Origin of the sequence: Bradyrhizobium sp. AZCC 1721 (assembly GCF_036924715.1) — a bacterium.
In the GTDB taxonomy this organism is placed as follows: domain Bacteria; phylum Pseudomonadota; class Alphaproteobacteria; order Rhizobiales; family Xanthobacteraceae; genus Bradyrhizobium.
Genome location: NZ_JAZHSB010000001.1, coordinates 1250347 through 1275631, shown reverse-complemented (window position 1 = coordinate 1275631; position 25285 = coordinate 1250347). Strand labels below are relative to the sequence as shown.

The 25285-nt window shown below is 63.4% G+C and carries 24 protein-coding genes and 2 pseudogenes; 15 read left to right on the top strand and 11 right to left on the bottom strand.

Annotation, left to right across the window (positions count from 1 at the left end; translation table 11 throughout):
• Positions 1–46: 46 nt before the first annotated feature.
• Both V1273_RS06145 and V1273_RS06140 read right to left on the bottom strand, forming a co-directional pair.
• Positions 47–856 carry an inositol monophosphatase family protein gene (locus V1273_RS06145; RefSeq protein WP_334409042.1) on the bottom strand — a complete coding sequence of 270 codons (810 nt, stop codon included), beginning with the start codon at positions 854–856 and terminating at the stop codon, positions 47–49.
• Positions 843–2243 carry a TldD/PmbA family protein gene (locus tag V1273_RS06140; RefSeq protein WP_334409040.1) on the bottom strand — a complete coding sequence of 467 codons (1401 nt, stop codon included), beginning with the start codon at positions 2241–2243 and terminating at the stop codon, positions 843–845. The genes V1273_RS06145 and V1273_RS06140 overlap by 14 nt, the downstream gene beginning before the upstream one ends.
• A gap of 249 nt (positions 2244–2492) precedes the next feature.
• Between V1273_RS06140 and V1273_RS06135 the strand changes: the two genes are divergently transcribed.
• On the top strand, positions 2493–3020 hold the full coding sequence (locus V1273_RS06135) for a DUF6101 family protein (RefSeq protein ID WP_334384307.1): 528 nt from the start codon (positions 2493–2495) through the stop codon (positions 3018–3020).
• A 395-nt stretch (positions 3021–3415) separates the two neighbouring features.
• Here the strand turns inward: V1273_RS06135 and ubiA are convergent, their stop codons facing one another.
• A complete protein-coding gene (ubiA, locus tag V1273_RS06130) occupies positions 3416–4351 on the bottom strand; it encodes a 4-hydroxybenzoate octaprenyltransferase (RefSeq protein ID WP_334409038.1) in 936 nt (311 codons plus the stop codon).
• Between the two features lie 10 nt (positions 4352–4361).
• Positions 4362–5015, bottom strand: a complete 654-nt coding sequence (locus V1273_RS06125; protein WP_334383631.1) for a hypothetical protein — start codon at positions 5013–5015, stop codon at positions 4362–4364.
• Positions 5016–5224: 209 nt separating this feature from the next.
• On the opposite strand from V1273_RS06125, the gene V1273_RS06120 reads away from it, so the two are divergent.
• The 6 genes and pseudogenes from V1273_RS06120 to V1273_RS06095 all read left to right on the top strand — a co-directional run bounded on the left by V1273_RS06120 (position 5225) and on the right by V1273_RS06095 (position 11196).
• Positions 5225–5977 (top strand): 16S rRNA (uracil(1498)-N(3))-methyltransferase, encoded by a 753-nt coding sequence (locus V1273_RS06120; protein ID WP_334409037.1) that lies wholly within the window; start codon positions 5225–5227, stop codon positions 5975–5977.
• A 165-nt stretch (positions 5978–6142) separates the two neighbouring features.
• Positions 6143–7310, top strand: a pseudogene (locus V1273_RS06115) (ATP phosphoribosyltransferase regulatory subunit).
• On the top strand, positions 7307–8284 hold the full coding sequence (gene hisG, locus V1273_RS06110) for an ATP phosphoribosyltransferase (RefSeq protein WP_334366724.1): 978 nt from the start codon (positions 7307–7309) through the stop codon (positions 8282–8284). The pseudogene V1273_RS06115 and the gene hisG overlap by 4 nt, the downstream one beginning before the upstream one ends.
• A 75-nt stretch (positions 8285–8359) precedes the next feature.
• Positions 8360–9406 (top strand): glycosyltransferase family 2 protein, encoded by a 1047-nt coding sequence (locus V1273_RS06105; protein WP_334366723.1) that lies wholly within the window; start codon positions 8360–8362, stop codon positions 9404–9406.
• Entirely contained in the window at positions 9403–10248 is an 846-nt protein-coding gene (locus tag V1273_RS06100; protein ID WP_334409034.1) for a ChbG/HpnK family deacetylase, read from the top strand. The genes V1273_RS06105 and V1273_RS06100 overlap by 4 nt, the downstream gene beginning before the upstream one ends.
• Before the next feature lie 132 nt (positions 10249–10380).
• Positions 10381–11196 carry a DUF2076 domain-containing protein gene (locus V1273_RS06095; protein WP_334409033.1) on the top strand — a complete coding sequence of 272 codons (816 nt, stop codon included), beginning with the start codon at positions 10381–10383 and terminating at the stop codon, positions 11194–11196.
• A gap of 210 nt (positions 11197–11406) precedes the next feature.
• Here the strand turns inward: V1273_RS06095 and V1273_RS06090 are convergent, their stop codons facing one another.
• Positions 11407–12201: a L,D-transpeptidase gene (locus V1273_RS06090; RefSeq protein WP_334366720.1), complete on the bottom strand. Its 795-nt coding sequence runs from the start codon at positions 12199–12201 to the stop codon at positions 11407–11409.
• Between the two features lie 309 nt (positions 12202–12510).
• Between V1273_RS06090 and V1273_RS06085 the strand changes: the two genes are divergently transcribed.
• Positions 12511–13281 carry a protein phosphatase CheZ gene (locus V1273_RS06085; protein ID WP_334366719.1) on the top strand — a complete coding sequence of 257 codons (771 nt, stop codon included), beginning with the start codon at positions 12511–12513 and terminating at the stop codon, positions 13279–13281.
• 98 nt (positions 13282–13379) lie between these two features.
• Here V1273_RS06085 and V1273_RS06080 read toward each other — a convergent pair.
• Positions 13380–13890: pseudogene (locus V1273_RS06080) on the bottom strand (hypothetical protein).
• A 352-nt stretch (positions 13891–14242) separates the two neighbouring features.
• Here V1273_RS06080 and V1273_RS06075 point away from each other — a divergent pair.
• The 5 genes from V1273_RS06075 (at position 14243) to V1273_RS06055 (ending at position 18382) form a co-directional block, all read left to right on the top strand.
• On the top strand, positions 14243–14539 hold the full coding sequence (locus V1273_RS06075; protein ID WP_065731467.1) for a co-chaperone GroES: 297 nt from the start codon (positions 14243–14245) through the stop codon (positions 14537–14539).
• A gap of 130 nt (positions 14540–14669) precedes the next feature.
• Complete coding sequence (gene groL, locus V1273_RS06070) at positions 14670–16316, top strand: chaperonin GroEL (RefSeq protein ID WP_334383636.1); 1647 nt, start codon at positions 14670–14672, stop codon at positions 16314–16316.
• A gap of 145 nt (positions 16317–16461) precedes the next feature.
• The gene (locus tag V1273_RS06065) at positions 16462–16680 is read left to right on the top strand and encodes a hypothetical protein (protein WP_334366717.1); all 219 of its coding nucleotides are present in this window, start codon (positions 16462–16464) and stop codon (positions 16678–16680) included.
• 32 nt (positions 16681–16712) lie between these two features.
• The gene (locus tag V1273_RS06060) at positions 16713–17081 is read left to right on the top strand and encodes a hypothetical protein (RefSeq protein ID WP_334409032.1); all 369 of its coding nucleotides are present in this window, start codon (positions 16713–16715) and stop codon (positions 17079–17081) included.
• A gap of 92 nt (positions 17082–17173) precedes the next feature.
• Positions 17174–18382 carry a hypothetical protein gene (locus V1273_RS06055; protein WP_334409031.1) on the top strand — a complete coding sequence of 403 codons (1209 nt, stop codon included), beginning with the start codon at positions 17174–17176 and terminating at the stop codon, positions 18380–18382.
• A 15-nt stretch (positions 18383–18397) separates the two neighbouring features.
• On the opposite strand, the gene V1273_RS06050 is transcribed toward V1273_RS06055, so the two are convergent.
• Together V1273_RS06050 and V1273_RS06045 are read right to left on the bottom strand one after the other, a co-directional pair.
• A complete protein-coding gene (locus V1273_RS06050; protein ID WP_334366714.1) occupies positions 18398–18868 on the bottom strand; it encodes an SgcJ/EcaC family oxidoreductase in 471 nt (156 codons plus the stop codon).
• Between the two features lie 68 nt (positions 18869–18936).
• Positions 18937–19395 (bottom strand): cupin domain-containing protein, encoded by a 459-nt coding sequence (locus V1273_RS06045; protein ID WP_334383639.1) that lies wholly within the window; start codon positions 19393–19395, stop codon positions 18937–18939.
• Between the two features lie 441 nt (positions 19396–19836).
• Here V1273_RS06045 and V1273_RS06040 point away from each other — a divergent pair, with 441 nt between their 5' ends.
• A complete protein-coding gene (locus tag V1273_RS06040; RefSeq protein ID WP_334409030.1) occupies positions 19837–20421 on the top strand; it encodes a hypothetical protein in 585 nt (194 codons plus the stop codon).
• 13 nt (positions 20422–20434) lie between these two features.
• On the opposite strand, the gene V1273_RS06035 is transcribed toward V1273_RS06040, so the two are convergent.
• Together V1273_RS06035 and V1273_RS06030 are read right to left on the bottom strand one after the other, a co-directional pair.
• Positions 20435–20851, bottom strand: coding sequence for an META domain-containing protein (locus tag V1273_RS06035; protein WP_334409029.1), 417 nt, complete (start codon positions 20849–20851; stop codon positions 20435–20437).
• A 154-nt stretch (positions 20852–21005) separates the two neighbouring features.
• Positions 21006–22670 carry an L-lactate permease gene (locus V1273_RS06030; RefSeq protein ID WP_334383641.1) on the bottom strand — a complete coding sequence of 555 codons (1665 nt, stop codon included), beginning with the start codon at positions 22668–22670 and terminating at the stop codon, positions 21006–21008.
• Positions 22671–22959: 289 nt separating this feature from the next.
• On the opposite strand from V1273_RS06030, the gene V1273_RS06025 reads away from it, so the two are divergent.
• Positions 22960–24702, top strand: a complete 1743-nt coding sequence (locus tag V1273_RS06025) for an ABC transporter ATP-binding protein/permease (protein WP_334383642.1) — start codon at positions 22960–22962, stop codon at positions 24700–24702.
• Between the two features lie 24 nt (positions 24703–24726).
• Here the strand turns inward: V1273_RS06025 and V1273_RS06020 are convergent, their stop codons facing one another.
• Positions 24727–25239, bottom strand: a complete 513-nt coding sequence (locus V1273_RS06020; protein WP_334409027.1) for an HPP family protein — start codon at positions 25237–25239, stop codon at positions 24727–24729.
• Positions 25240–25285 lie beyond the last annotated feature (46 nt).

The window sequence follows — 25285 nt, the reverse complement described above, 5'->3', positions numbered from 1 at the left end:
AATCGCGGTATGAACGGGATGATTTGTGGCACGGATTTCGACCGATTCAGGGCAACCGACGATCCCGGAAATGCTCGACAATGCGCGCATGCCGATCGTATCCCGCTGCCACAAGCACCCCGTGCACCACCTCCCGGCGATTATACTCAATCGCATCCCCCGAGAGCGCGGTCATTCTACCATTCGCTTCCTGCACGATCAAATTCGCCGCGGCAAGATCCCAATCGCGGCTTTGGCCGCCCGCAAAAGCGGCATCGAGACTGCCATCGGCGACCCGGCACAGCCGCAGCGCCAGCGATCCGATTCGCGGATGCAGCGTGATGTCGTCCGGTGACGAACTCAGCCGCTGCACCAGCGGCTTTGGGCCGGCCATGCGGGAAAAATCGAGCTCCGTTCCTGCGGATGCACGGACCCGCTTTCCGTTCAGCATGGTGCCCTTGCTGCGCATTGCGAAAAAGAATTCGTCGCTGGCAGGCGCGAACACCGCCGCCAGTACCGGGGTTGAACCCGAAACCAGCGCCACGCTCACGCACCAGTCTTCACGATGCGCGAGATAGGCGCGGGTGCCGTCGATCGGATCGACGATCCAGACCAGTTCCTTGCCGAGCCGTGTGTCATCATCGACGCTTTCCTCGGACAGCCAGCCATATTCCGGCGTCGCCGCGCGCAGCCGCCGCTCGACGAGGTCGTTGACGGCGATATCGGCCTCGGAGACCGGCGAGGAAGTGCCCTTGGTCCAGTTCTTCAATTCGGTGCGAAACAGCGATAGCGCCAGCGCGCCGGCTTCGCGCACGGTGTCCTTCAGCAGCGCGGCATCGCGCGCCCAGATCCGGTCGGCGGTATCAGCGTCCGCCAAGCGTCAAGCCCTCGATGCGCAGCGTCGGCGCGTTGACGCCGTAGCGGAATTCCAGGTCGTTGGCCGGAACGAGCGATTTGAACATCTCCAACAGGTGGCCGGCGATCGTCACCTCGCTGACGGGGTACGTGAGCTCGCCGTTCTCGATCCAGAAACCCGAGGCGCCGCGGCTGTAATCGCCGGTCACGCCGTTGACACCGGAGCCGATCAGGTCAGTGACGTAAAAGCCCTGCTTGATGTCGGACATCAGTTCCTTCGGCGTCATCGCGCCGGGTTCGAGATGCAGATTGTACGACCCCGGCGACGGCGACGACGAGACACCGCGATGGGCATGTCCGGTCGTGACCATCCCGAGCTCGCGGGCGGTGGCGCAGTCCAGCAGCCAGGTGGTCAGCACGCCCTCGTCGATGAGCGCGAGCTGCTTCACTCTGACGCCCTCGGCGTCAAAAGTCTGCGAGCGCAGGCCGCGCACGCGTAAGGGGTCGTCGATGATGCGGATGTTCTTCGAAAATAACTGCTCGCCGAGCTTGTCCTTGAGGAAGCTGGTCTTGCGCGCAATCGAAGCGCCGTTGATGGCGCCGACGAGATGACCGACCAGCGACCCTGAGGCCCGGGGATCGTAGACGACCGGCACCTTGCAGGTCTCGACCTTGCGCGGATTGGAACGCGCCACGGTACGCTCGCCTGCCCTGCGGCCGACGCTCTCGGGAGAATCGAGGTCGGACGCATGCGGGGCCGAGGTGAAGTCGTAATCGCGCTCCATGCTGGTGCCTTCGCCGGAGATCGCGGTCACCGAGATGCCGTGGCTGGAGCGCAAATATGAGCCGTGGAAGCCGGTCGAGGTCACCAGCACCATGCCGCCGATGCCGCTCGAGGCAGACGCACCGCTCGACTTGGTCACGCCCTTGACTGCCAGAGCTGCGGCTTCCGCTTCGCAGGCACGCCGCTCGAGTTCGCGCGTGGTCGGAATATTGCGGTCGAGCAGATCGAGCTCGGCGAACTCGCGCGCGAGCAGCGAGGGATCGGCGAGGCCGACATATTTGTCGTCGGGCGCGACGCGGGCCATTGCGACCGCCCGCTCGGCTAACTTGGCGACGCCGTCGCCGGAAATATCGTTGGTCGAGACCACCGCCTGACGCTGGCCGACGAGCACGCGCAATCCGACGTCGTCGCCTTCGGAACGCTCGGATTCCTCGACCCGGCCATCGCGGACTTCGACGCCTTGCGAAACCCCGCGCACCGCGACCGCATCGGCGGCATCCGCGCCCGCACGCTTGGCGGCCTCGACCAGCCGCTGCGCCAGCGTCGAGAGCGCCGATTGATCGAACAGGTCGGAAGTTGCGGGGGCCTTCGAAAGCGGCGAAGCCGTAGATGGTGAAGAGTTCACAAACAAAATCCCTGACATTGAAGGGTTCGGACGCCGGCCGGCAAGGCCCTGAGATGTGCCTGATTCACAGGGATTTCAAGCATTTTGCGACGCCAAATACCAAACATTTTCGGCACCGCCGCAAGGTCTCGTCAATCATGCTGGCGGGTGACGTTGGGTTAACCAGGCTTTTTAAGGCGAAACGGAAATCGCTCGGCTAAGGTCTCGCGTATCGACCGGGAACATAATCCCGGCGGGGAGATGAGAGCCGTGAGGCGTCAAACAGCAACAAGCGGGATCAATCCCGCCGGGTCGAGCCGTTCATTGCGGCTCGACCCTCTTTCTCTGCCGCTCAGCTTCCATGCGCACGACACCCGTGCGGATGGCGGCGTGCGCAGGATCGAACTTCATCGCGAGCGCGTCGTGCTGCACCGTGCCGTCAAGGGCATGCGGATGGCGATCAACGTCCGCGTCAGCGATTTTCTCGGCGTAGCACTGCGTGGTCTCGACGACGATGCACAGATGCTGGTGCTGGCGCATCGGGACCCGTCCTTGAACATTCCCTTGTGCGTGAGCTCCGACGACGAGGAGATCGCCTCCGCCTGGCAGATGTGGAGTGACATCTTCGCGCTGCCGCTGTTGGCAGAAGATGATCATCGCGAACCGGCCGCCCGGCGGCGCCGCCACAACGCGATCCGCGCCCGCCGCCCGAAATTTTTAGTGCGCCGTCGGCTCGGCAATCTCGGCAACACCGAAACCGTTCATCACGACGAGCGCGAGATCATCGCGCGGGATTGAGTTTGCTTTAACAGAACTCTCGCCAAGCAAGTGCTGTCGTCCCTGCGAACGCAGGGACCCATACTCCGCGGCCGTTGTTCTCGGAAAAGACCAGGCAACAACGACCTCATCAAGCAATTTCGGCCGGTGGTTATGGGTCCCTGCGTTCGCAGGGACGATGGAGGAGCTTTCGGATTCAATTTTCAAACACCGGCACACCTTCGCGATCACGCGGCGAAGTACGCCCGAGTTTGTTTTAAGAACTTCCTGCCCTATCATCAGAGCAACTGTGGCGTACGCGGCAAATCAGTTCGCGGACACGTAGGTAGAGGGTGGGCAAAGCGAAAGCGTGCCTACCATCATGAAGCTTGCTTGATGATCGATGGTGGGCACGTCGCAACGCGCCTTTGCCCACCCTACGAGACCGAACGCATCACCGCGTCAATCAGTAATCCCGCAAACAGCAACAGCCCCGCATCGCGGTTCGACTTGAACAGGCGGAGGCACAGCGCGGGATTGCTAATGTCGAGCGTCCTGATCTGCCAGGCGAGATGCGTTGCAAACGCCACCAACCCGATCCAGGCCGGCCAGCGCACGCCGCCCAGTACCAGCGCGACGCCGATCAGAATGACGGCGAGCGAATAAAGCAGCGCCAGCGCCAGATGGGTGCGCGCGCCGAACAGGCGGGCGGTCGACTTGATGCCGATCAGCGCATCGTCCTCGGTGTCCTGATGGGCGTAGATAGTGTCGTAGCCGATCACCCAGGCGATCGAGCCGGCATAGAGCACGAGCGCGGTGAGATCGATGTGGCCGAGCGTGACGGCAAATCCCATCAGCGCGCCCCAGGAGAACGCCAGCCCCAGCACGACCTGCGGCCACCAGGTGATGCGCTTCATGAAGGGATAGACCGCGACGATGACGAGCGAGGCGATGCCGGTCAGAATCGCAAAGCGGTTGAACTGCAAGAGCACCGCGAGCCCGATCAGCGCCTGCAGGACCAAAAAGGCGAACGCCTGCGTCACGCTGATCTGACCCGCAGGCAGTGGCCGCGAGCGCGTGCGCTCGACGCTGGCGTCGAGCTCGCGGTCGGTGATGTCGTTCCAGGCGCAGCCGGCGCCGCGCATGACGAAGGCGCCGATGAAGAACAGCACGATCACGAGCGGCAATTGCGAGATGTCACGCGCAACGCCGGCGGCCAGCGCCGCCGACCACCAGCATGGCATCAGCAACAGCCACGAGCCGATCGGACGGTCGTAACGGGAAAGCCGCAAGTAAGGCCGCGACCAGGACGGCGCACGCGTGTCGACCCAGTTGCCGGTCGCATCGGCAACGCGGGTAGACGCGTCGCTCATCGGATCGCGGTCATCGCGCGAGAACGTTGCCGTTCAGCGTATCGAAGGTGCTGCCACCCTTCCTGACCGTCTGCGCCTCAGGGAGCGCCGCGGAGGAGCCGAGCACCTCGCTCAGGCTTGGCCCGGCCGGGCCGCGGGCCTGCGCTTGCTGCGCAACGGCACAGACCTGCTTCTGCATCTTCTCGGTATTCTTGTGGCCGTTCTTGAGCTGGTCGGCGATCTGCGGCGGAATTCCGCATTTAGCCGAATTGGTCTCGACGTACTTGATCATCTTCAATTCGGCCTGGCCGAAATTGCCGATCAGCTTGCAGGCTTCATCTGGCGGCGCCTTGCGGTCGCTCGCGGCCTTGATCAGCTTGCCGCGCCGCTCGGCTTCCTCGCGCAGCGGGACGAAGCCCTGCATGCAGGCGTCCGCCGAACCGCTGGCCTGTGGCGGCGGGCCGCTGAATCCTCTGGAAACCGGGGCAGCGCCCTGCGACGGGAACGGCGACGGGGCGCCGACCGAGGCCGATGGTGCTGCGCCATTCACCGGCGGAAACGGCGAATTCGCAGGCGCGGCGCTTTGGTTCGGCAAGGGGGCCGGAAACGCGCCCTGCGCGAAGGCTTGGCCCGCGTGAACGGTCACGACGGCAGCGGTCAGCGGCACAATCAGGCGGCGGATCATCAAGGCGGTATCTCCGGCTAGGTCCAGGCAACCCCAGCGTCTTCGAAAACGAAGCGGATTTGCGGTGGGCACTTTTTACGATTCCTGCCGACGCTTAACAACCCGTTGATTGGGGCAGCAGCGCGGCGCAGGGGCGCGCCGGAAGTTAAAAATAGCGTCCGGATTCTAGCGCTTTAGGCTAAAAGCGGCGCGGACACGGAATATTACGGATGCCTGACCTCGATTTTCGCGCCCCGCGCCTGTTCGTCGACGCCCCCTTGCGGGAGGGCGAAAGAATCGCGCTGGAGCGCAACCAGAGCAATTATCTGGGCAATGTGCTGCGGCTCGCGGCCGGCGAAACCATTTTGGTGTTCAACGGCCGCGACGGCGAGTGGCAGGCAGCAATCGAGGGCCGCAAGCGACCCGACGCCTTGAGCATCGTCGCGCAGACGCGGCCGCAGGACCGCCTGCCCGATATCGCCTATGTCTTTGCGCCGCTGAAACACGCGCGCCTCGACTACATGGTGCAGAAGGCGGTCGAGATGGGAGCCTCAAGCCTGCAGCCGGTGCTGACGCGGCACACCCAGGTTTCGCGGGTGAACGGCGAGCGGATGCGCGCCAACGTCATCGAGGCCGCCGAGCAATGCGGAATCCTGAGCCTTGCGCACGTTGCCGAGCCGATCGCGCTGGACCGATTTCTCGAACAGCGCGAGACCGGCCGCCTGCTGGTGTTCTGTGACGAGGCGGCTGACATCGGCAATCCCTTCGAGGCGCTGCAACAGGGGTTAACCGCGGCTGAGGGGATCGACGTCCTGATTGGCCCCGAGGGCGGATTTGCCGAGGAAGAGCGGGCGCTCTTGCTGCGACAGCCCAGGACGCTGCGGCTGTCTCTGGGCCCCCGCATCCTGCGCGCCGATACCGCTGGTGTCGCCGCGCTGGCGCTGGTGCAGGCCGCGCTTGGCGACTGGCAGGGGGTGGGATAGCCGGTGGAGGGCTGACCGGGCGAGACATCGCCCATTAATTCAGTTGGCCAATCCCTGTCGAAACGCCGCCCCGGCCATGCTAAGGCCTGCGGCAATGAGCCGCCCGGACCCCCGGGGGCCCCAAACGACCCTGGAACCCGGTTTTTCCGGATATTTGGACGCAAAATGACCGCGACCGCTGCCGTCAGAGGTGCTGCCGGGTCCGCCGCCTGGGCGGACGCGCTGCTATTGTCGTTTGCACAAGGCGGTTACGTCCAGGCTCACCCTGCTATCCTGCAGCCGGCGGAGCCGTTCCTCGACCTCTCCGGCGAGGACATCCGCAAGAGCCTTTACCTGACGGCCGACGCTTCCGGCGAGGAACTCTGCCTGCGCCCCGACCTCACCATTCCGGTGGCGCGGGACTATCTCGCCTCGGAACGCGCCGGAAAGCCGGCGGGCTTCAGCTATCTCGGGCCGGTGTTCCGCTATCGGGGCGGGCGGCCCAGCGAATTCTTGCAGGCCGGCATCGAATCCTTCGGCCGGCCGGACCGCGCCGCGGCGGATGCGGAAATGCTGGCGCTGGCGCTGGGAGCGACCTCGGCGTTCGGATTGAAGGATGTCGAAATCCGCACCGGCGACGTCGCGCTGTTCACTGCGCTGATCGACGCGCTCGATCTCTATCCGGTGTGGCGGCGGCGGCTGATCAAGGATTTCAACCGCAAGGTCAGCCTCGCCGAGGACATCGAACGGCTGACGCTTGCGACTGCGCCCGGCCGCAACGAATATGAGGGCGTGCTGGCGGCGCTCGCCGGCTCCGATCGCAAGGCGGCGCTGGCGCTGGTCACTGACCTGATGTCGATCGCCGGCACTACCAATGTCGGCGGACGCACTGTCGACGAAATCGCCGATCGCTTCCTCGAACAATCGACGCTGAAGGGCGGTGCACTGCCGCGCGACGCGCTCGATATCATCAAGCGCTTCCTGGCGATTGCGGGCGATCCCGATGAATCGGTTAAGCAACTGCGCGCGCTGGCATCAGACGCCAAGCTCGATCTGACCGCGGCGATCGATGAGCTCGAAAGCCGCGTCGGCTTCATGGCCGCGCGCGGCATCGACACCAAGCTAACGCGCTTCTCCACCTCGTTCGGGCGCGGGCTCGATTACTACACCGGCTTTGAATTCGAACTGCACTGCCAAGGGTAATGACGTCGAGCCGCTGGTTGCTGGCGGGCGCTACGATGGCCTGATGACGCAACTCGGCTCGGCCTCGCCGATCCCGGCGGTCGGATTCTCGGTGTGGATCGAAGCGCTGACGCAGCTCGGCCAATCCAACGCGCAAGGGAGCGCCGCATGACCGTTCCCTTCGTGCTCGCCGTTCCCTCCAAGGGCCGCCTGCAGGAAAATACTGAGGCGTTTTTCACGCGCGCGGGGCTTGCGCTGGCAAAACCGCGCGGCGCGCGCGACTATCGCGGCACCATTGCAGGCCTCGACAATGTCGAGATCGCCTATCTCTCGGCGAGCGAAATCGCTTCCCAGCTCGCGCGCGGCATGGTGCATCTCGGCGTCACCGGCGAGGATCTGTTGCGCGAAAGCATCCCCGATGCCGACAAACGCGTGCTGCTGATCGACAGCCTCGGCTTCGGCAGCGCCAATGTCGTGGTCGCGGTGCCGCAGGCCTGGATCGACGTCCGCACCATGGCCGATCTCGACGACGTCACCACCGGCTTCCGCGCCCAGCACAACCGGCGGATGCGGGTCGCGACCAAGTACATCAACCTGACGCGCAATTTCTTCGCCGCTCACGGCGTGGTCGACTATCGCATCGTCGAAAGCGCCGGCGCCACCGAAGGCGCGCCTGCCGTCGGCACCGCCGAGATGATCGTCGACATCACGACGACAGGCGCGACGCTCGCCGCCAACGGGCTGAAGGTGCTCGACGACGGCGTGATTTTGCGTAGCCAGGCCAACCTCGTGGCCTCCCGCGATGCCGACTGGTCGGCTGAAGCCCGCGAGACCGCGCGCGTCATCCTCGATCACATCGCCGCTCGCGCTCGGGCCAGCAAATATCGCGAGGTGCGCACCCGTTTCGCCGGCTGCAACGAGGCGTTGCTTAACGAGGCGCATAACCGCTTTGGCGTGGTGGCGCCGTTCGGCGGGCCGACCTCGTCCGGCATGCTCACGCTGCACTGCCCGCCGATGCATCTTTACGCGCTCGGCAGCTTCCTGCGCGAGCATGGCGCCGACACGGTCTCGATCGCCTCGCTCGACTATGTGCTCGACCGCGAAAACCCGTTATTTGCCAGGCTCGAGACGTTCCTGCGGCAATAGGGCTGCCGTTTCGTTCATCGTTGCGACAGCATCTCGCAGGTAACATATATGGTTGGATAATCTGGGACCTGATTGATGACGCTCGGCTCTGACGTTTCCCGCCTGACGACGACCGCAGCCAGCGCGGCGGCGAAAGGCTTGTCGATTGTCCTGCCGCTGTACAACGAGGCAGCAGGGCTCGCTTTGCTGCACGAGCGATTGATCGGGCTCGCCAAGACGCTGAAGGCGCGCTACGGCCTCGTCTGCGAAGTGGTCTATGTCGACGACGGCAGCGCCGACAACACGCTTGCGATCGCGCGTTCGCTTGCTGCCGATGCGCTCGACGTGCAGGTCGTCTCGCTGTCGCGCAATTTCGGCAAGGAGGCGGCCCTGATGGCGGGGCTCGACCATGCCCGCCGCGGCGCCATCCTGTTCATGGACGGCGATGGCCAACATCCGCCGAGCCTGGTCGAAAAGCTCGTCGCGCACTGGATCGATGACGGCTACGATGTCGTCTATACGGCGAAGGCGCATCGCGACAATGAATCGTTCCTCCGCCGCCAGGCCGTACGTGGCTTCTACGCGCTGATCAATTGGGGCGCGCGGCAGAAGATCCCCGAGGACGCCGGCGACTTCCGCCTGCTGTCGCCGCGCGCGGCGGCCGCGCTGCGGCAGCTTCCCGAACGCAACCGCTTCTTCAAGGGCCTGTCGAACTGGATCGGCTTCCGCCAGATCCGCGTCGATTACGAGCCGGCGCCACGCGCGCACGGTGTCACCACGTTCAGCCCGGGCCGGCTGATTGGCCTGTCCATCGAGGGACTGACGTCGTTCTCGGTGGCGCCGCTGCGCTTTGCCAGCCTGCTCGGCGTGCTGCTCGCCATCAGCGCCTTCCTGTTCGGCCTCACCATTCTCTGGGAGGTCTGGACCACCGGCAAGCAGGTCCCCGGCTATCCCTCGCTGATGATCGGCATGATGACGATCGGCGGCGTGCAGCTCATCATGATCGGCATCGTCGGCGAATATATCGGCAAGATCCTTTCCGAGCTTAAGGCGCGTCCGATCTACTTCGTCGCCGAGCACAACGAGAAGCGTGCCGATGGCGAGACGGCGGCCAGCGCCACCGAACGGACCGCCGCCGAATGAACGATGCCGCGCCGCCGCGCCGGATCTGGCTATGCGCCGACGATTACGGGCTGGCCGAAGGCGTCAACCGCGCCATCCGCGATTTGATCGGCCGCGGCCGTCTCAATGCCACCTCGGTGATGGTGGTCGGCGCCGCGATCGGACGCGCCGAAGTCGCCGCGTTGCAGGAGGTTGCGGCGGCGAGCCCGCGATGCGCGATCGGACTGCATGCGACGCTGACTGCGCCGTTTCGTCCGCTGACGATGCACTTCAGGCCGGTCGACGGCGGCTTGTTCCTGCCGTTTCCGAAACTGCTGCGCGCGGGCCTGCTGCGGCGGCTCGATTCCGAAATGATCGAAGACGAACTCGCAGCCCAGCTTGCAGCCTTCAAGGACCTGTTCGGCCGCGCGCCCGATTTCGTCGACGGCCATCAGCACGCGCAACTCTTCCCTGGGGTGCGCGACGCTTTTCTGCACGCGGTCAAGGAGGCGGCCCCTAGCGCCTGGGTTCGCCAAGGCGGACGCCTCAAGCCGTTGGGCCAACTGCTCAGCGCGCCGAAGGCTTTGCTGCTCGACGTTCTCAGCGCGCAATTTCGCAAGCGCGCCGTTCATGCGAAGATCCCGTTCAACCCCGCCTTCGACGGCGCCTATGATTTTTCGAAAGAGCCCGATTTCGGCGTGCTGATGGGACAGTTCCTCGAAGGGCAGCCGGAAGGCGGGCTCGTGATGTGCCACCCCGGCTTTGTCGACGAAACGCTCGAGGGCCTCGATCCCCTGACCACCCAGCGCGAAGCGGAACACGCATTTCTGGCAAGCGATCGATTCCCGACATTGCTGGCGGCGAATAGAATCACATTGAGTTGACAGATATCCGCGAAAGCCGCCTGGCGTTTTGTCGCATACCAAAATTTAATTCGGCCGCCCACTACTTGCGACACAAAGCCTTCCTTACATCCTTGGGCGCGTCGATCACGATTCGACGCGAGGGAGAGGGCCATGACACCGCAAGAACGCCAACTGATTGACGATCTTTTCGACCGGCTCGCCAAGCTGGAGAGCGCCAAGCGCGATCCGGAGGCCATGTCCGCAATCATGGAGGGCCTGCGCAACGCGCCCAACGCGGTCTATGCGCTGGTGCAAACCGCGCTGGTGCAGGACGAGGCACTGAAGCGCGCCGACACGCGCATCCAGGAATTGGAAGCGGCGGCGGGCCAGCAAAACCAACCCGGCGGCTTCCTCGATTCGATGCGCGACGCGATCTTCGGGCAGAATCAGCAGCACGGCTCGGTGCCCAACGTTCGCGCGCCCGACATGGGCGGCCGCCCGACGTGGAACAGCGGCCAGGTGCTGCAGCAGACGCCGCCGCCCGGACAATATAACCAGCCGGCTTACGGCCAGCCCTATGGCGCGCAGCAGCCGCAGCAAGGCGGCGGTGGCGGCTCATTCCTCGGCACGGCGGCAGCAGCCGCAGCCGGCGTGGTCGGCGGATCGCTGCTGCTCAACAGCATTCGAGGGATGATGGGCGGCGGCGGCAATCATCAAGCGTTCGGCGACACGGCAAACCACAGCGGCGGTGTCGAAGACCGCAGGCCGTGGGGCGATCAGTCCGGCGGCGATCTCGCGCGCGAGGCCGGAATCAACGACATCGGGTCGTCGAGCCGACGCGCCGACAACAATGATGACAGTGGTTCGCGGCAAGGATTCTTCGATCAAGCCTCGCACGATGACGATGACATGGATCACGGTGCCGATGGCTTCGACGGCGACGATGGCGGTGACGGCGGTGACGGCGGTGACGGCGATTACGCCTGACGCGCGTCGGCGATCAAACGAAACGGCCGCCCGATAGGCGGCCGTTTTGATTTCCTCCGCTGTCGTCCCTGACAAGCGAAGCGCGATCAGGGACCCATAACCACGGATGTACGTAATCGCGGCGGTTTGAGCCGCAGCCTGCCAGGCAACAAGCACCGGTGGTTATGGGTCCCTGCGTTCGCAGGGACGACACTGTTTTTGCGGCTCGTATCAGATCACTACTACTTTCGCGCCGACGCCGACGCGGCCGTAGAGATCGATCACGTCCTCATTGCGCATGCGGATGCAGCCGGACGAGACATTGGTGCCGATGGTCCATGGCTCGTTGGAGCCGTGGATGCGATACAGCGACGATCCCAGATACATAGCGCGCGCGCCGAGCGGATTTTGCGGGCCGCCTTCCATGTGCCGCGGCAGATCAGGGCGGCGCGCCAGCATTTCCGGCGGCGGCGTCCAGGCCGGCCATTCCTTCTTCGCCGAGATCGTCTTGACGCCCGACCAGGTGAAGCCGGGACGGCCGACGCCAACGCCGTAGCGCAGCGCCTTGCCGTCGCCCTGCACCAGGAACAGGAACTTGTTCGGGGTATCGATCACGATGGTGCCTGGGCTTTCCTTGCCGTGATACTCGACCACCTGCTTTTCATATTTCGGATCGAGCCGGTGCTGCGCAGGGTCGAATGCTTCCTCCTCCTCGCGCCGCATCGACTGCTGCGGATCCATCGGCGGCAGCAACGCGCGCCGCCCGCCATAGCCGTAATCCGGCTGCTGCTGATAGGCCGGCGCTTGTTGATAGCGCCCGCCCTGCGGGGCATCGCCGAACAGGAATTCGATGAAGCCGCCGCCCATGTTGGAGCGTTGGGCAGAGGCCATGCGCACCGGCGCCGGTTGGCGGGCGTAGATCACGGTGGGTTCAGCTGATGATGAGGCGTCGATCGCTGCAGCCTCACTGGCGAAGCAAAGGCAAGACACGCTCGCGAAGAGCGCAACAAGGATTTTTCCGGACATCGACGTACTCTGTACTGTTCGTCACTGCGGGTTCGCGGCGCCGCAGCGCGACGAGCGCCGCTGCGCGCGATCAATACAAATCAAAACCTAATCGGTTTGGTAAACAGAAGCCGTGTTTCGATTCACCACGTCGGCAAGCGCGTCCGGATTTGTCCGGTAGCGTTTATTTTGCGTGAACGCGCTCCCCTCATGGTTAATCGCTGGTGTGCGGCCGCGGGCAAAGCGCCAACGCGCGATATTGCGCCGTGAACCTGACGTTAAATCGCCATGGTTTAGAACACGCGGGCAATGAAGGGGTGGGAAAAACTCATGTCGGTAAATCGCAAACGTTTTCGTATCGAAGCCATTCTGGGCGATGCGCCAATTGTCATGCCTACAGAAGGCGGCGAGATCGGCCCGATGCATCGCGAGATCATGGCCGAGCTGCGCGCGATCCGGTCACAGATGGCCGGCTTCGGCCACGCCCGCGCCGCTTCGACCGAGAGCGCGGACATTATCCGCGAAGTCGCCGAGTCCCACGCGCTTCTGGAAACCTATCGCGCGCAGATCGAGCAGTGCGAGAAGCTGAAGGTCGAGCTCGACCTCATTCACGACGCCATCAACCGCACCAAGCGCGAAATCGCCACCCTGCACGGCAAGAGCTTTGATGGCCAGGAAATGGCCAAGGTCAATGGCGAACTCGGCGCCGTCGTCGGCGGCACCGAACAGGCCACCCAGCAGATTCTGGAAGCCACCGAAGCGATCGACCAGGCGGCGACCGCGCTTTCCAAGAACATTTCTCCGGACCAGCAGAAGCTGCTCAGCGAGGAGATCCAGGAACGCGTCGTCTCAATCTTCGAGGCCTGCAATTTCCAGGACTTGACAGGCCAGCGCATCAGCAAGGTGATGAACACGATGAGGTTCATCGAACAGCATATCGTCGAGATGATGGAAATCTGGGGTGGCGTCGATGCCATCAAGGCGCACGCCCCCCCGATCGTCGATACCCGCGAAGGCGATGCCAAGCTGCTCAACGGCCCGAAGATGGACGGCGACGACGGTCACGCCTCGCAGAATGACATCGACGCATTGTTCGATTGATCGGGCTGGTTAACGCGCGCTAAACAAAACGCCGGCAGCGATGCCGGCGTTTTTTTGTTGCCAGGTTGTCCGTCCTCCACCGTCGGAGGGACGTCCAATCACGCCCGCGGCGCGCAGCGGACATAGACCATGTTGCCGTAACGGACCGCGGCATCCTTTTCGATGAAGCGGGTGACCATGACACGGCCGTCGAACGAGACGATCTCGCGGTCCTGGTCGCCGCCGGCCGGACCGGGCGGGCCGATATAGTTCTTGCCGCTCGGACTGCCCTTAAGGCGCAGTTCCTGCGGCGTCGCCTGATCGGCCAGATGCATGACCACGCCGCCATTGGCGCCGGCGCCGATCACGTAGGGCTGCTTGCACTGCCCCGCGCGCCGCGGCCTCGGTGCGGGCGCGGTCATTGGGATTCTGGAACGAGGCAAGGCCCCAGCGGCCGACGATCTCGTCGGCGCGGACGGTTGCCGGCATTTCCGGCGCGACTTCAGGCTCGGGCGGCGGACTGGATGACAGCGACGGCAGGCTCATGCTGCTGCACGCCGCCAGCAAGATCGAAAGCGCCGACGCGATCGCCAGATTGGCAACCGTACGCGCATTACGTGAGCTGATCATCGCATTCCCCCGAGCAATCACTTGGCCGCTCCCGTCAAGCAGCCGATAAGCAGCCAACCGCAAAAAGCCTGCCGGAGCAATGACGTCGGTTGAAATGACGCCGCTGCACCGATTTGGTTTCCGAAGCACCATCCTATATTGGCCTCACCAAGGCTTTAATCTCCTTGTTTGCTTGACAGGATCAGCGCCAAGACATATTCCCCGGCCCCACGTTTAGCACTCAAATACAATGATTGCTAAGGGTTGTGCTGCCCCGCCCCGGGGCGGCGTCGAATACCGGCATTCCCAGCCATTTTCGAGTGGTACAGACCCGAAACCTAAGCCTCCCAGAGGAACTTCAAGAGGAGACGTCATGGCTAAAACCAAATTCCGTCCACTGCACGACCGCGTCGTGGTCAAGCGCATCGATGCCGAAGAGAAGACCAAGGGCGGCATCATCATTCCCGACAGCGCCAAGGAAAAGCCGTCGCAGGGCGAAGTCACCGCCGTGGGCCCGGGCGGCCGCGACGAGGCCGGCAAGCTGATTCCGATCGACGTCAAGGTCGGCGACCGCGTGCTGTTCGGCAAATGGTCGGGCACCGAGGTCAAGCTCGATGGCGAGGAACTCCTGATCATGAAGGAGTCCGACATCATGGGCGTGCTGACGTAAGGCACCCTGCCTCACCCTGAGGAGGCAGCGAAGCTGCCGTCTCGAAGGGCCCGGCTTTCACAAATCATCCTTCGAGACGCGGGCGAGGCCCGCTCCTCAGGATGAGGTCCATTTTCCAGGAGCAACTCAAATGGCTGCCAAAGACGTTAAATTTTCCGGCGACGCCCGCGACCGCATGCTGCGCGGCGTCGACGTTCTCGCCAACGCGGTGAAGGTGACGCTCGGTCCGAAGGGCCGCAACGTCGTGATCGAGAAGAGCTTCGGCGCTCCCCGCATCACCAAGGACGGTGTCACCGTCGCCAAGGAAATCGAGCTCGAGGACAAGTTCGAGAACATGGGCGCGCAGATGCTGCGCGAAGTCGCCTCCAAGACCAACGACACCGCAGGCGACGGCACCACCACCGCCACCGTGCTGGCGCAGGCGATCGTGCGCGAGGGCGGCAAGGCGGTCGCCGCCGGCATGAACCCGATGGATCTGAAGCGCGGCATCGACATCGCGGTTCACGCGGTGGTCAAGGACCTCGAGAAGCGCGCCAAGCCGGTCGCCGCCTCCTCCGAGGTCGCCCAGATCGGCACCATCTCGGCCAATGGCGACACTGCGATCGGCAAGATGATCGCGCAGGCGATGCAGAAGGTCGGCAATGAAGGCGTCATCACGGTCGAGGAAAACAAGTCGCTCGAGACCGAAGTGGACATCGTCGAGGGCATGAAGTTCGACCGCGGCTACCTGTCGCCCTACTTCATCACTAACGCCGAGAAGATGACCGCCGAGCTGGAAGACGTCTACGTGCTCTTGCACGAGAAGAAGCTGTCCGGCCTGCAGTCGATGCTGCCGGTGCTGGAGGCCGTGGTGCAGTCCGGCCGTCCGCTCCTGATCATCGCCGAGGACGTCGAGGGTGAGGCGCTGGCGACGCTGGTGGTCAACCGCCTGCGCGGCGGACTGAAGGTCGCCGCCGTCAAGGCGCCGGGTTTTGGCGATCGCCGCAAGGCGATGCTGGAAGACATCGCGATCCTGACCGGCGGTCAGCTCATCTCCGATGAACTCGGCATGAAGCTCGAAAGCGTCACCATCAACATGCTCGGCCGCGCCGGCAAGGTGGTGATCGACAAGGAGAACACCACGATCGTCAAGGGCGCCGGCAAGAAGAAGGACATCGAGGCCCGCGTCACCCAGATCAAGGCGCAGATCGAGGAGACCACCTCGGACTACGACCGCGAGAAGCTGCAGGAGCGCCTTGCAAAACTCGCCGGCGGCGTCGCGGTGATCAAGGTCGGCGGTGCGACCGAGGTCGAGGTCAAGGAAAAGAAGGACCGCGTCGAGGACGCCCTCAACGCGACCCGCGCGGCGGTGCAAGAAGGCGTCGTGCCGGGCGGCGGCGTGGCGCTGCTCCGCGCCAAGAAGGCGGTCGGCCGCATCAACAACGACAATTCCGACGTTCAGGCCGGTATCAATATCGTGCTGAAGGCGCTGGAAGCCCCGGTTCGCCAGATCTCGGAAAACGCCGGCGTCGAAGGCTCGATCGTGGTCGGCAAGATCCTGGAGAACAAGTCGGAGACTTTCGGCTTCGACGCCCAGACCGAGGAATATGTCGACATGGTCGACAAGGGCATCATCGATCCGGCCAAGGTGGTGCGCACCGCGCTGCAGGACGCTTCGTCGGTAGCCGGCCTTTTGGTGACCACCGAAGCCATGGTCGCCGAACTGCCGAAGGAGCCCGCCCCGGCGATGCCCGGCGGTGGCGGCGGCATGGGGGGAATGGGCGGCATGGGCTTCTGAGAGCCTTCAGTCCGACTACTTCCGCTGCAAAACCAGCCCGCCGCCTGCAAGGTGGCGGGCTTTTTCGTTCAGTCCAATATTTTTCCGACCTACTTCACGCCACCTCGGACGCGGCTTATATTTGCCGGTAACCGGAGATTTTCGAATGGCTGACCCAAACGAGCCCGTTAAGATCACTGCGGACCTTCCCAAAGAGCTGTTTGATGCACTGGTCGATCTGGCGAAGCAGCGTGGTGTATCGGCCAACACCGTCTTGCAAGATGCGATCGTCCGCGAAAAATATCTTTCCGACAAGGAAGCCGCCGGCGCATCGATCCTGATCGAAGAAAGCAACAAGACCTTCAAGAAGGTCTCCCGCATATAACAATCTCGTAGCACCGGTCTTTGGGGGCACCGATGTCTGACGTGCAGGATCTGAATACGCTTGGGGCAACAACTACAGGACGTACAGCAAGTGTACCTGCCACCGCAGGTCAAATCATCGAGAAGCCCTACGATCCGACGCCCGACCGCGAGAACATTCGCGGCACTATTGCGCTTTGGCTGGTGTGGACATTAGTCGGTGTGGTCGCGGCGGTCGTCGTGACTGGCCTAATCACAATTTATGGCTGCCACGTCGCGAATAGTTGCACGCCGGAAACTAACGAGCTGAAGGCCATTCGGGTCGTGATCGAGTTGGTTCTCACACCTCTCGTCGGCCTGGTGGGCGCCGTGACCGGCTTCTATTTCGGCGAAAAAACGGCCTCCGCCAGATCCGGCGGTTAGACGGGAAATGCGGGGCAAAAATTAAGTCGCGAATCCGGGCTAGTTCTGGGAAAGTGAACGCATTCACCCCCCGCCATAACGAGGCCGTTCGCATGCGATTTTTTCTCTGCGCCGCTCTGTTGCTCCTGGCGGTTGTCACGGCCGCTTCGGACCTCGCCTTCGCCCAGATGAAACTGCAGCCCAAGACCGCGCCGGGCGCGACCGAGACGCGCTATTTCACCGCGATCGACGGGCTGATGGACGGCAATGCCGATGTCATTCTGAAGGAAACCCGTCAGGGCAAGAACGTTACCGCCGCTACCCTCGACGTCTGCTACCCCGCCGCGAAGGGTGCGGACCGCAAGGACCGCTTCGTCGCCAACCTCGCCGTCAGCGGCCAGAACCTGACCGGCTCCACGCAGAGCCTCGGTGACAAGCTGCCGGTTACCGTCAAGCTGGTGCGCAAGCCTGTCGGCGACACCTTCGAGTTCCGCGGCCAGATCAGCATCGGCCAGACCGTGACCGAAGTGACCTCGACCGACAATTCCGATCTCAGCGAGAAGGAATTTCTGGACAACCAGACCAGCGACGACGGCATCACGCCGGCGCCGAAGGATTTTACCGACGTCTCGCCGGAAGCGATCGGCGTGCGGGTCAAGCTCGACGCCGCGCTGGATTTCCTGAAAAGCCTGAAGGGCGAGGCCGTCGAAGTCGGGCTCTCCAGCCTTTCGATCTCCTGCGATGCGCTGCGCGCCGGCGAGCAGACCATCAATCTGACGGTCGATCCGGAGCGCGCCGCAGCGCTGATTGCGAAGGCGAAGTCGATGCCCGGCGTGGTCGCCGCGGGATGGACCAGTGGCAGCATCGAAATGGACCGCACCATCCGCTTTGCCGCAGCCGAGTGGCGCGACGGCGACAAGATCAACAGGGACAAGATCGCGTCCGCCATTTCAGGCGTGCTCGCGAAAACGCTCGCCGCCAAGCCCGCAGGCACCGAGTGGGACGCCAACACCGGAAAACTGACGCTGAGCTTCAAGCGGCCGAGCCCGATCTATCCCGCGCTCGCGCTGACCGCAACTGTCGAGATCACCGCGCTGATCTCGCCGGATAAGCCGGGCGCCACCGATCGGCTGATGCTGTGGATCTCGAGCCCGGTGATCACGACCGCAGATGAAGGCGCCGACCCAAAACTGCATGTGTCGGAAGAATCCACCGGCGACGAGGAAGGCGGCGAGCCGAAGGACGACAACGGCTCGCTCGAAGCGCTGGCCAAGGAGTTCAAGGGCCAGCGCTGGGACGCCGACAAGTCGGTGTGGAAGTAACGATGATTTAGCCAGCTACCTCGAGGTTGATGGCATGGCCGAGGAATGGTGGTCGACGATCAGCCAACGCTGGCCGTTCTTGACATAGGTGAAGCTGTAGCGCGCGGGCAAGGTCTTCGTCTCGCCATCCTTCACATAAGAAAACGTGTAGTAGCCAGTATTGACTGCTGCATTCCCGTACACGCGGATGAGTTGATCGCCGAAGGTGACCTTGAGGCTGGGCAGAACCTTGAAGGCGCCCACGAAATAGTCTCGTAGCGCCGCCCGGTCGGAGCGCACGGTCGGCGACAGTGTGCCCCAGAGCACGGCATCGTCCGAATAGAGCGGCAACACCTTTTCGGGATCGCCTTCGCCAAGAGCCTGGCCCCATCCCGAGGTCGCCGCCGCCACTTCCGCTTTCGGCTCGGCCAAGGCACTGGAGCCAAACGACAACACCACCATGCACAGGGCAAGTGCTGCGCTCGCCAATTTTGGAGAAGATTGCATGACATCCTCCCTTGTGAATACCGTGCAGGCAAGTGTCCGCTTGAGACGGGCTCTTGCAATGCAAGCGGCTACTGTTTGCGCGGATCGTCAGCCGGATTGATGTAATCGATGCCACCAGGGCCGATAAATTGGACTTGAAGTATCCCTTCCTCGTTTCCGGTCCAGGCGTAGTGCGGGTGTCTTGCGGGGTACACCCATAGCGAGCCTGGCTTCAGGAGATCACCCTTCTTTTCGAATTTTTCACCATGGCTGCTGCCGACGTCACCGCTTATGACTGTAACAACTTCGGAATAGGGATGCGTATGCGGAGGCATCTGGAAGTTAGGTGGAAACTTGATGCGCAGGACGACAACCTCGCCCGCTTTCGTCGGATCACCGACCAGGGTCGCAATCTGAACGCCCTTCGGAAAAGCTGGATTATCCTTCCAGGTGAGCGTATCGGGCATCACCCGGACCTCGGTATTTTGGGCCATTGCCGGAATGGAGAGCGCAATCAAGCCGGTCGCCGTTAGCAGCAACTTTTTCATGCGAGTTCCTCCCAAGCTGTATGCAGCAAGAGACGCAAATCGCAATGGGCGGTCAGTTATGGGGACTGGAGTGAAGCCTCGCGCCACAATGTTGCGTGCGTCACACCAGAAAAACTACATCATCAGCGAAGGGCGAACCACAAGTCAGAGATGCTGACTTAATAGGTTGCCAAAGAGGTCGGTGTCCGCTTTGGGTGCTTCGCGTCATACGGTTCGACGCCAATGACCCAGACGAACATCTTTCCTGTCAACCGAGCTCGCTGCAGCAGTTCGATTGCCAGGTTGTTAAGACTCGATTCAGTTTAAAGGAACATCATCGGCTAGCTGAACCTGGGTCACACCATGCAAGACCGCGAGCCGAGTACCGTTGAAAGCATCTTGTCGGGGAATGTGGTTGACGGCCGAGGGCCGGAGCAGCCGGCGGGTTCGTGGGATTTTCTCGTGCCCGATCGCGATGACGTATTGGTGGTGCGGGAGTCATTTCGCGACCGGGCGCGCAACGTGTTGCTGGTCACCGCGGCCGTGGCGGCAAGCTTTGGGCTCGGATGGGCCGGTGGCCTGAGTTGGCCCGAGTTGGCAGGCACGCTCGGCCTTGAAACTGTTGCGCAAGCGCCCGCGCCGCGCATGGCTGAAGCACGGTCGAGCGGCAAGGTTGAAGGCACCCGGAAGACCGCATCCACCTCAGACTCGCCCGCCATCGTCGGAAGCATTCCCAAGCCGTCCGCCGTGTTGTCGGCCGGTGCACGTCCGTCTGCGGGCCCGACCTCCCAGGCAAATGCGAGCGCCTCGCCGATTGCGATGCGGCCGCAGCCTTTGGTGGCGGCGCCGGAAACCAAGCCGACCACCATTTCCGGCTGGACGGTTGTCGATGTTCGGGATGGCACTGCCGTTCTCGAAGGCCCCGACGGTATCAGGATGGCCGCACGCGGCGACACCATTCCCGGAATCGGACGCGTCGAATCGATCGTGCGCTGGGGCGGACGCTGGGTCGTTGCCACCGCCAGCGGCCTGATCGCGACGCCCTGACCGAAGTTCCGATTTAGTTCGTGTTGATGCGGAAGCGCAGCGTCTTTGCGCCGATGAACGATACGAAATCGCCCTGCCGCTTCCAGGTGCCGGCCTCGGTAAGTGCCGCAATCAGCTCATCATCTTGTTGCGCGCGATCCGGCGGACAAGTGCGGTTCTCCATCGCGCCGGGAACGAAGATCACGGTATTGCCAGCGACCGAAAACTGGCCCTTACCGCCCTTGCACCAGAGTTCCAGGACCACCTCGCCCTTGTCGCCGATCTCGAGATTGGGAATCCGCTTGGATCCGGGCTGGCGGCCGACATCGAGCTGCATTTCCGTCCCGAACGGAAAGCCGTCATCGGCGCGCGCCGGGCTGAAGGCCAGGACCGTCGCGATCAGCAAGAGCGAAGCGGCGCCTGCCCGGGCCGTGCGTGCGAATGAAATCATGCCACCTCTCGAAAAAATTCCAGACCCTACCGCCGCGCGCCGTTCTATTGGACAAGTGAGCCGTTGGCTAGACCGTCCGAAGACAGCGCCGCGCGACAAAAAATCCCCGCGGGCGACGGCCAGCGGGGATTTTTGGCGAGAGAGTCGATAGCGCCTATTTCAGCACCATCATCGTGAACGGATAGACGTAGGCCTGCAGCGTTACCAGCACGCCGACGAGGCAGGCCAGCACGATCGAATGCAGGAAGACGTAGCGAAGGATCGAGCCTTCGTGGCCGTACCAGTTGGTCGCGGTCGAGGCGACGACAATCGATTGCGCGTCGATCATCTTGCCCATGACGCCGCCGGACGAGTTGGCGGCGGCCATCAGCACCGGCGACAGGCCGAGCTGTTCGGAGGTGATCTTCTGCAGATTGCCGAACAGCACGTTGGACGCGGTATCAGATCCCGTCAGCGCCACGCCGAGCCAGCCGAGCAGCGTGCCGAAGAACGGATAGAGCACGCCGGTCGCGGCAAAGGCGAGGCCTAGCGTGGCGTCGACGCCGGAGAGCCGCGTCAGCGTGCCGATGGCCAGCATCGCCGAGATCGTGATCAGCGAGATCGCGCACAGCCTGATGGTGCGGCCGTATTCGGCGATCATCTTCGCCGGCGAGAAGCCCATCAGGAAGCCTGAAATGATTGCGGCGATCAGCATGCCGGTGCCGGTGAACGACAGATAGGTGAAGTCGAACAATGCGGCCTCCGGCGTCGGCTTGGCGGCGACCGGCGGCACCTTGTTGATCATGTTGTGCAGCTCGGGCACCTGATACTTCCAGACGAAGATCGAATTCGCCCAGTTCTTGAACATGCCGCTGCCCCAGATCAGCATGACGACGCAGACGATGATCCACGGCAGCAGCGCGCTCCAGAGCTGCGCCTGGCTGAGCTTGGCCGTATTCAGCGGCTTGGCCGGCGCCATGGTCGCTGCCGATTCATCGTGGCCGCGCAATGCGGGCGACGTCCAGAGTTCGCGCGGTTGCCACACTTTGAGGAACAGGATCAGGCAGCCCATCGAGATCAGCGAGGCGCCGATATCGACGATCCAGGGATTGATGAAGTTCGAGATCACGAACTGCGGGACTGCGAAGGAGACGCCGGTGACGAGAATGGCCGGCCAGATCGCCACCATGCCGCGCCAGCCTGCAAACGCCCAGATCAGCCAGAACGGGACGATCAGCGAGAAGAACGGCAACTGCCGGCCGACCATGGCGCCGAGCACGTAGGGATCGAGGCCGGTCACCGACGCCAGCCCCTGGATCGGCGTACCCAGTGCGCCGTAGGCGACCGGCGCGGTGTTGGCGATCAGCGAGAGGCCGGAGGCCGCCAGCGGCGAGAAGCCGAGCCCGATCAGGACGGCGCCGGTGATCGCGACCGGCGTGCCGAAGCCGGAGGCGCCTTCGAAGAAGGCGCCGAACGCGAACGCGATCAACAGGAGCTGCAGCCTGCGGTCGGTGGTGACGCCGCCGATCGCCCGCTGCAGCAGTTCGAACCGCCCGGTCTCGACCGTGATGCGATACAGAAAGATGACGTTGAGAACGATCCAGCCGATCGGGAAGAAGCCGACCACGACGCCAAGCAACGAGGCGCGGATCGACATGCCGGCGGGCATGGTGAAGATGCCTATCGTGATGATGTTGGCTGCGATCAGCGCAATGATGGCCGCGAGATGCGCCTTGACCTTGCCACTGGCAATCAGCACCAACAGCGTGACGACAGGCACGGCGGCGGCGATCGTCGACAATGCCGTGTTGCCAAGCGGATTATAGATTTGATCCCACATTGCGGTTCTCCCGACATTGTTGTTGGCCCGCCAGCGTGGGTGGCCGGGCATGGGTTGAGCGATTGGCGGGAACAACTTGGAAAAGCGGGGTTGGGCAGCCCTGGCACCGCCAACGCTCACAACCTCGCGAAGGTTCGATGGCCGCTGCCCCTCGCCCTCACAGCCATGCTAGGGTCTAGCCGAGGGTGCGACAAGCCGCCGCAGGCAGGCGAAATCCATAACCTAGTAGTAGAGCCTGATTCCTCCATTCCTTCAGGGCCTTAAGCCCCATCCCGGAGACGGCAATCCTGTGAAAAACCTCCGCTCGACACTCGCCACGGTGTGGCGCATCTCCGCCCCCTATTTCCGTTCCGAGGACAAATGGGCCGGCCGCGGCTTGCTGGCCGCGGTGATCGCCATCGAGCTTGCCATCGTCGCCATCAACGTCCTGATCACTCAGTGGAACGCCCGCTTCTACAACGCGCTGCAGGATCGCAACTGGGACTCCTTCGTCAGCGAGATCATCTATTTCTGCGTCGTGGTCACCATCTTTGTCGTGCTGGCGGTCTATCAGCTCTATCTCAATCAATGGCTGCAAATCCGCTGGCGGCGCTGGATGACCGCGCAATATCTCGGTGACTGGCTACGTCAGGCCAACCACTACCGGATGCAGCTTCAGGGGGACGCGGCCGACAACCCCGACCAGCGCATGACCGACGACGTCAAGCTGTTCGTCGATCGCACGCTCAACATTGGCCTGGGATTGCTGAACTCGATTGTTACGCTGGTATCCTTTGTCGCCATACTCTGGGCACTTTCGAACGCCGCACCGCTGCACCTATTCGGCCAGGAATATGCAATTCCCGGCTACCTTGTCTGGGGCGCATTGATCTACTCGGTGCTCGGCACCATCCTGACCCACCTGATCGGCTGGCCGCTGGTGGGCCTCGATTTCCGGCAGCAGCAATATGAAGCAGATTTTCGCTTCAACCTGGTGCGCGTGCGCGAAAATTCCGAGCAGATCGCGCTGCTGCGCGGCGAGCAGGCCGAGCGTGAGCGCCTGCTCGTTCGCTTCGGACGCGTGGTGGAGAACTGGCTCGCCATCATGAGCCGGACCAAGAAGATAACGGCGTTCACGGCGAGCTACAATCAGGCTTCCGTGGTCTTTCCCTATGTACTGGTGGCACCGGCCTATTTCGCCGAGAAGATTCAGCTCGGCGGCATGATGCAAACCGCATCGGCGTTTTCGAACGTGCAGGGCGCGCTGTCGTTCTTCATCTCCATCTATCGTCAGCTTGCCGAATGGCAGGCCGTGGTCAACCGCCTCGACGGGTTTGAGGCGGGGATCGTGGCGGCGGGCGAACTGGCAACCCGCAGCGAGCGAATTCACGTGGTCAAGGCGGGCGAAGGCGCCATCGACCTCAAGGGATTGGCACTGCGTCTGCCGAACGGAACGCCGCTGTTGAACACAGATGGATTCAGCTTGCGCAGAGGCGAGCGCACGCTGGTTACCGGCCCGTCCGGCTCCGGCAAATCCACGCTGTTCCGCGCCATCGCCGGCATCTGGCCGTTCGGCTCTGGCTCGATCGCCGTGCCTGCCGGGGCGACATTGATGATGCTGCCGCAGCGGCCGTATTTCCCGACCGGGACGCTACGGGCGGCGGTTGAATATCCGGCCAAGGAAGGCGCGTTCACGCCTGCGCAGATCAGCCAGACACTCGAATTGGTCGGGCTGCCGAAGCTCGCGTCGCAACTCGATGAACACGGGCACTGGAATCGGACGCTGTCGCTCGGTGAGCAGCAGCGGCTTGGATTGGCACGGGCGCTGTTGCATGTGCCGCAATACCTGTTCCTCGACGAGGCGACGGCGTCGCTCGACGAACCTTCGGAGGCGGCGCTGTATCGCCTGCTCGAGGCCAAATTGCCGGCGACCACCATCGTCTCGATCGGCCATCGTTCGACGCTCGACGTCTTCCATGATCGCAATGTCGTGCTTGCCCGAGCGGGAGACGGATTCGCGCTGCAGGACAGCAAGAGCGCCGCGGCGTCGTAGCCGTAGTGCGGCATCGTCCCTTCCCTACAGCCAGCGCCGCGGCCATGGCTGGCGGCGCACCCAGCGGTGCCAGATGTAGGAGAACGCGGTCAACAGCAGCGCGCCGGCCAGCACCGGCGCGAGCAGGAATGTCCAGGGCAGATTGCCTGAGACCACCAGCAGCGGGTTGATGCCTGCCGGCGGGTGAAAGGTCCCGGTGACGTACATCGCCAGAATCGAAAGGCCGACGGCGGCGGCCGCTGCCCAGGCCTGCGGTCCCGTCAGTTTCAGCACGGCGAGGCCGACCAGGGCCGACACCACGTGACCGCCGATCAGGGCGCGCGGCTGCGCCGGCGCCACGTCAGGCGATCCGATCACCAGCACGATCGAGGTGGCGAACGGAATCACCGCGAGCGGATAATGCGCGGCGAACGAAAACCACTCCATGACGCCGATGGCAATCGCGCCGCCGAGGCCCGCGACCGCGCCGGCCAGAACGTTGCGGTGATCGTTGCGGGAGATCGCCCGATACGCCGCGCGCCGCCAATCCCGTTTCATCTGCGCTACCCAAAAGAAAAGGGGCGGCAGATCGCTCTGCCGCCCC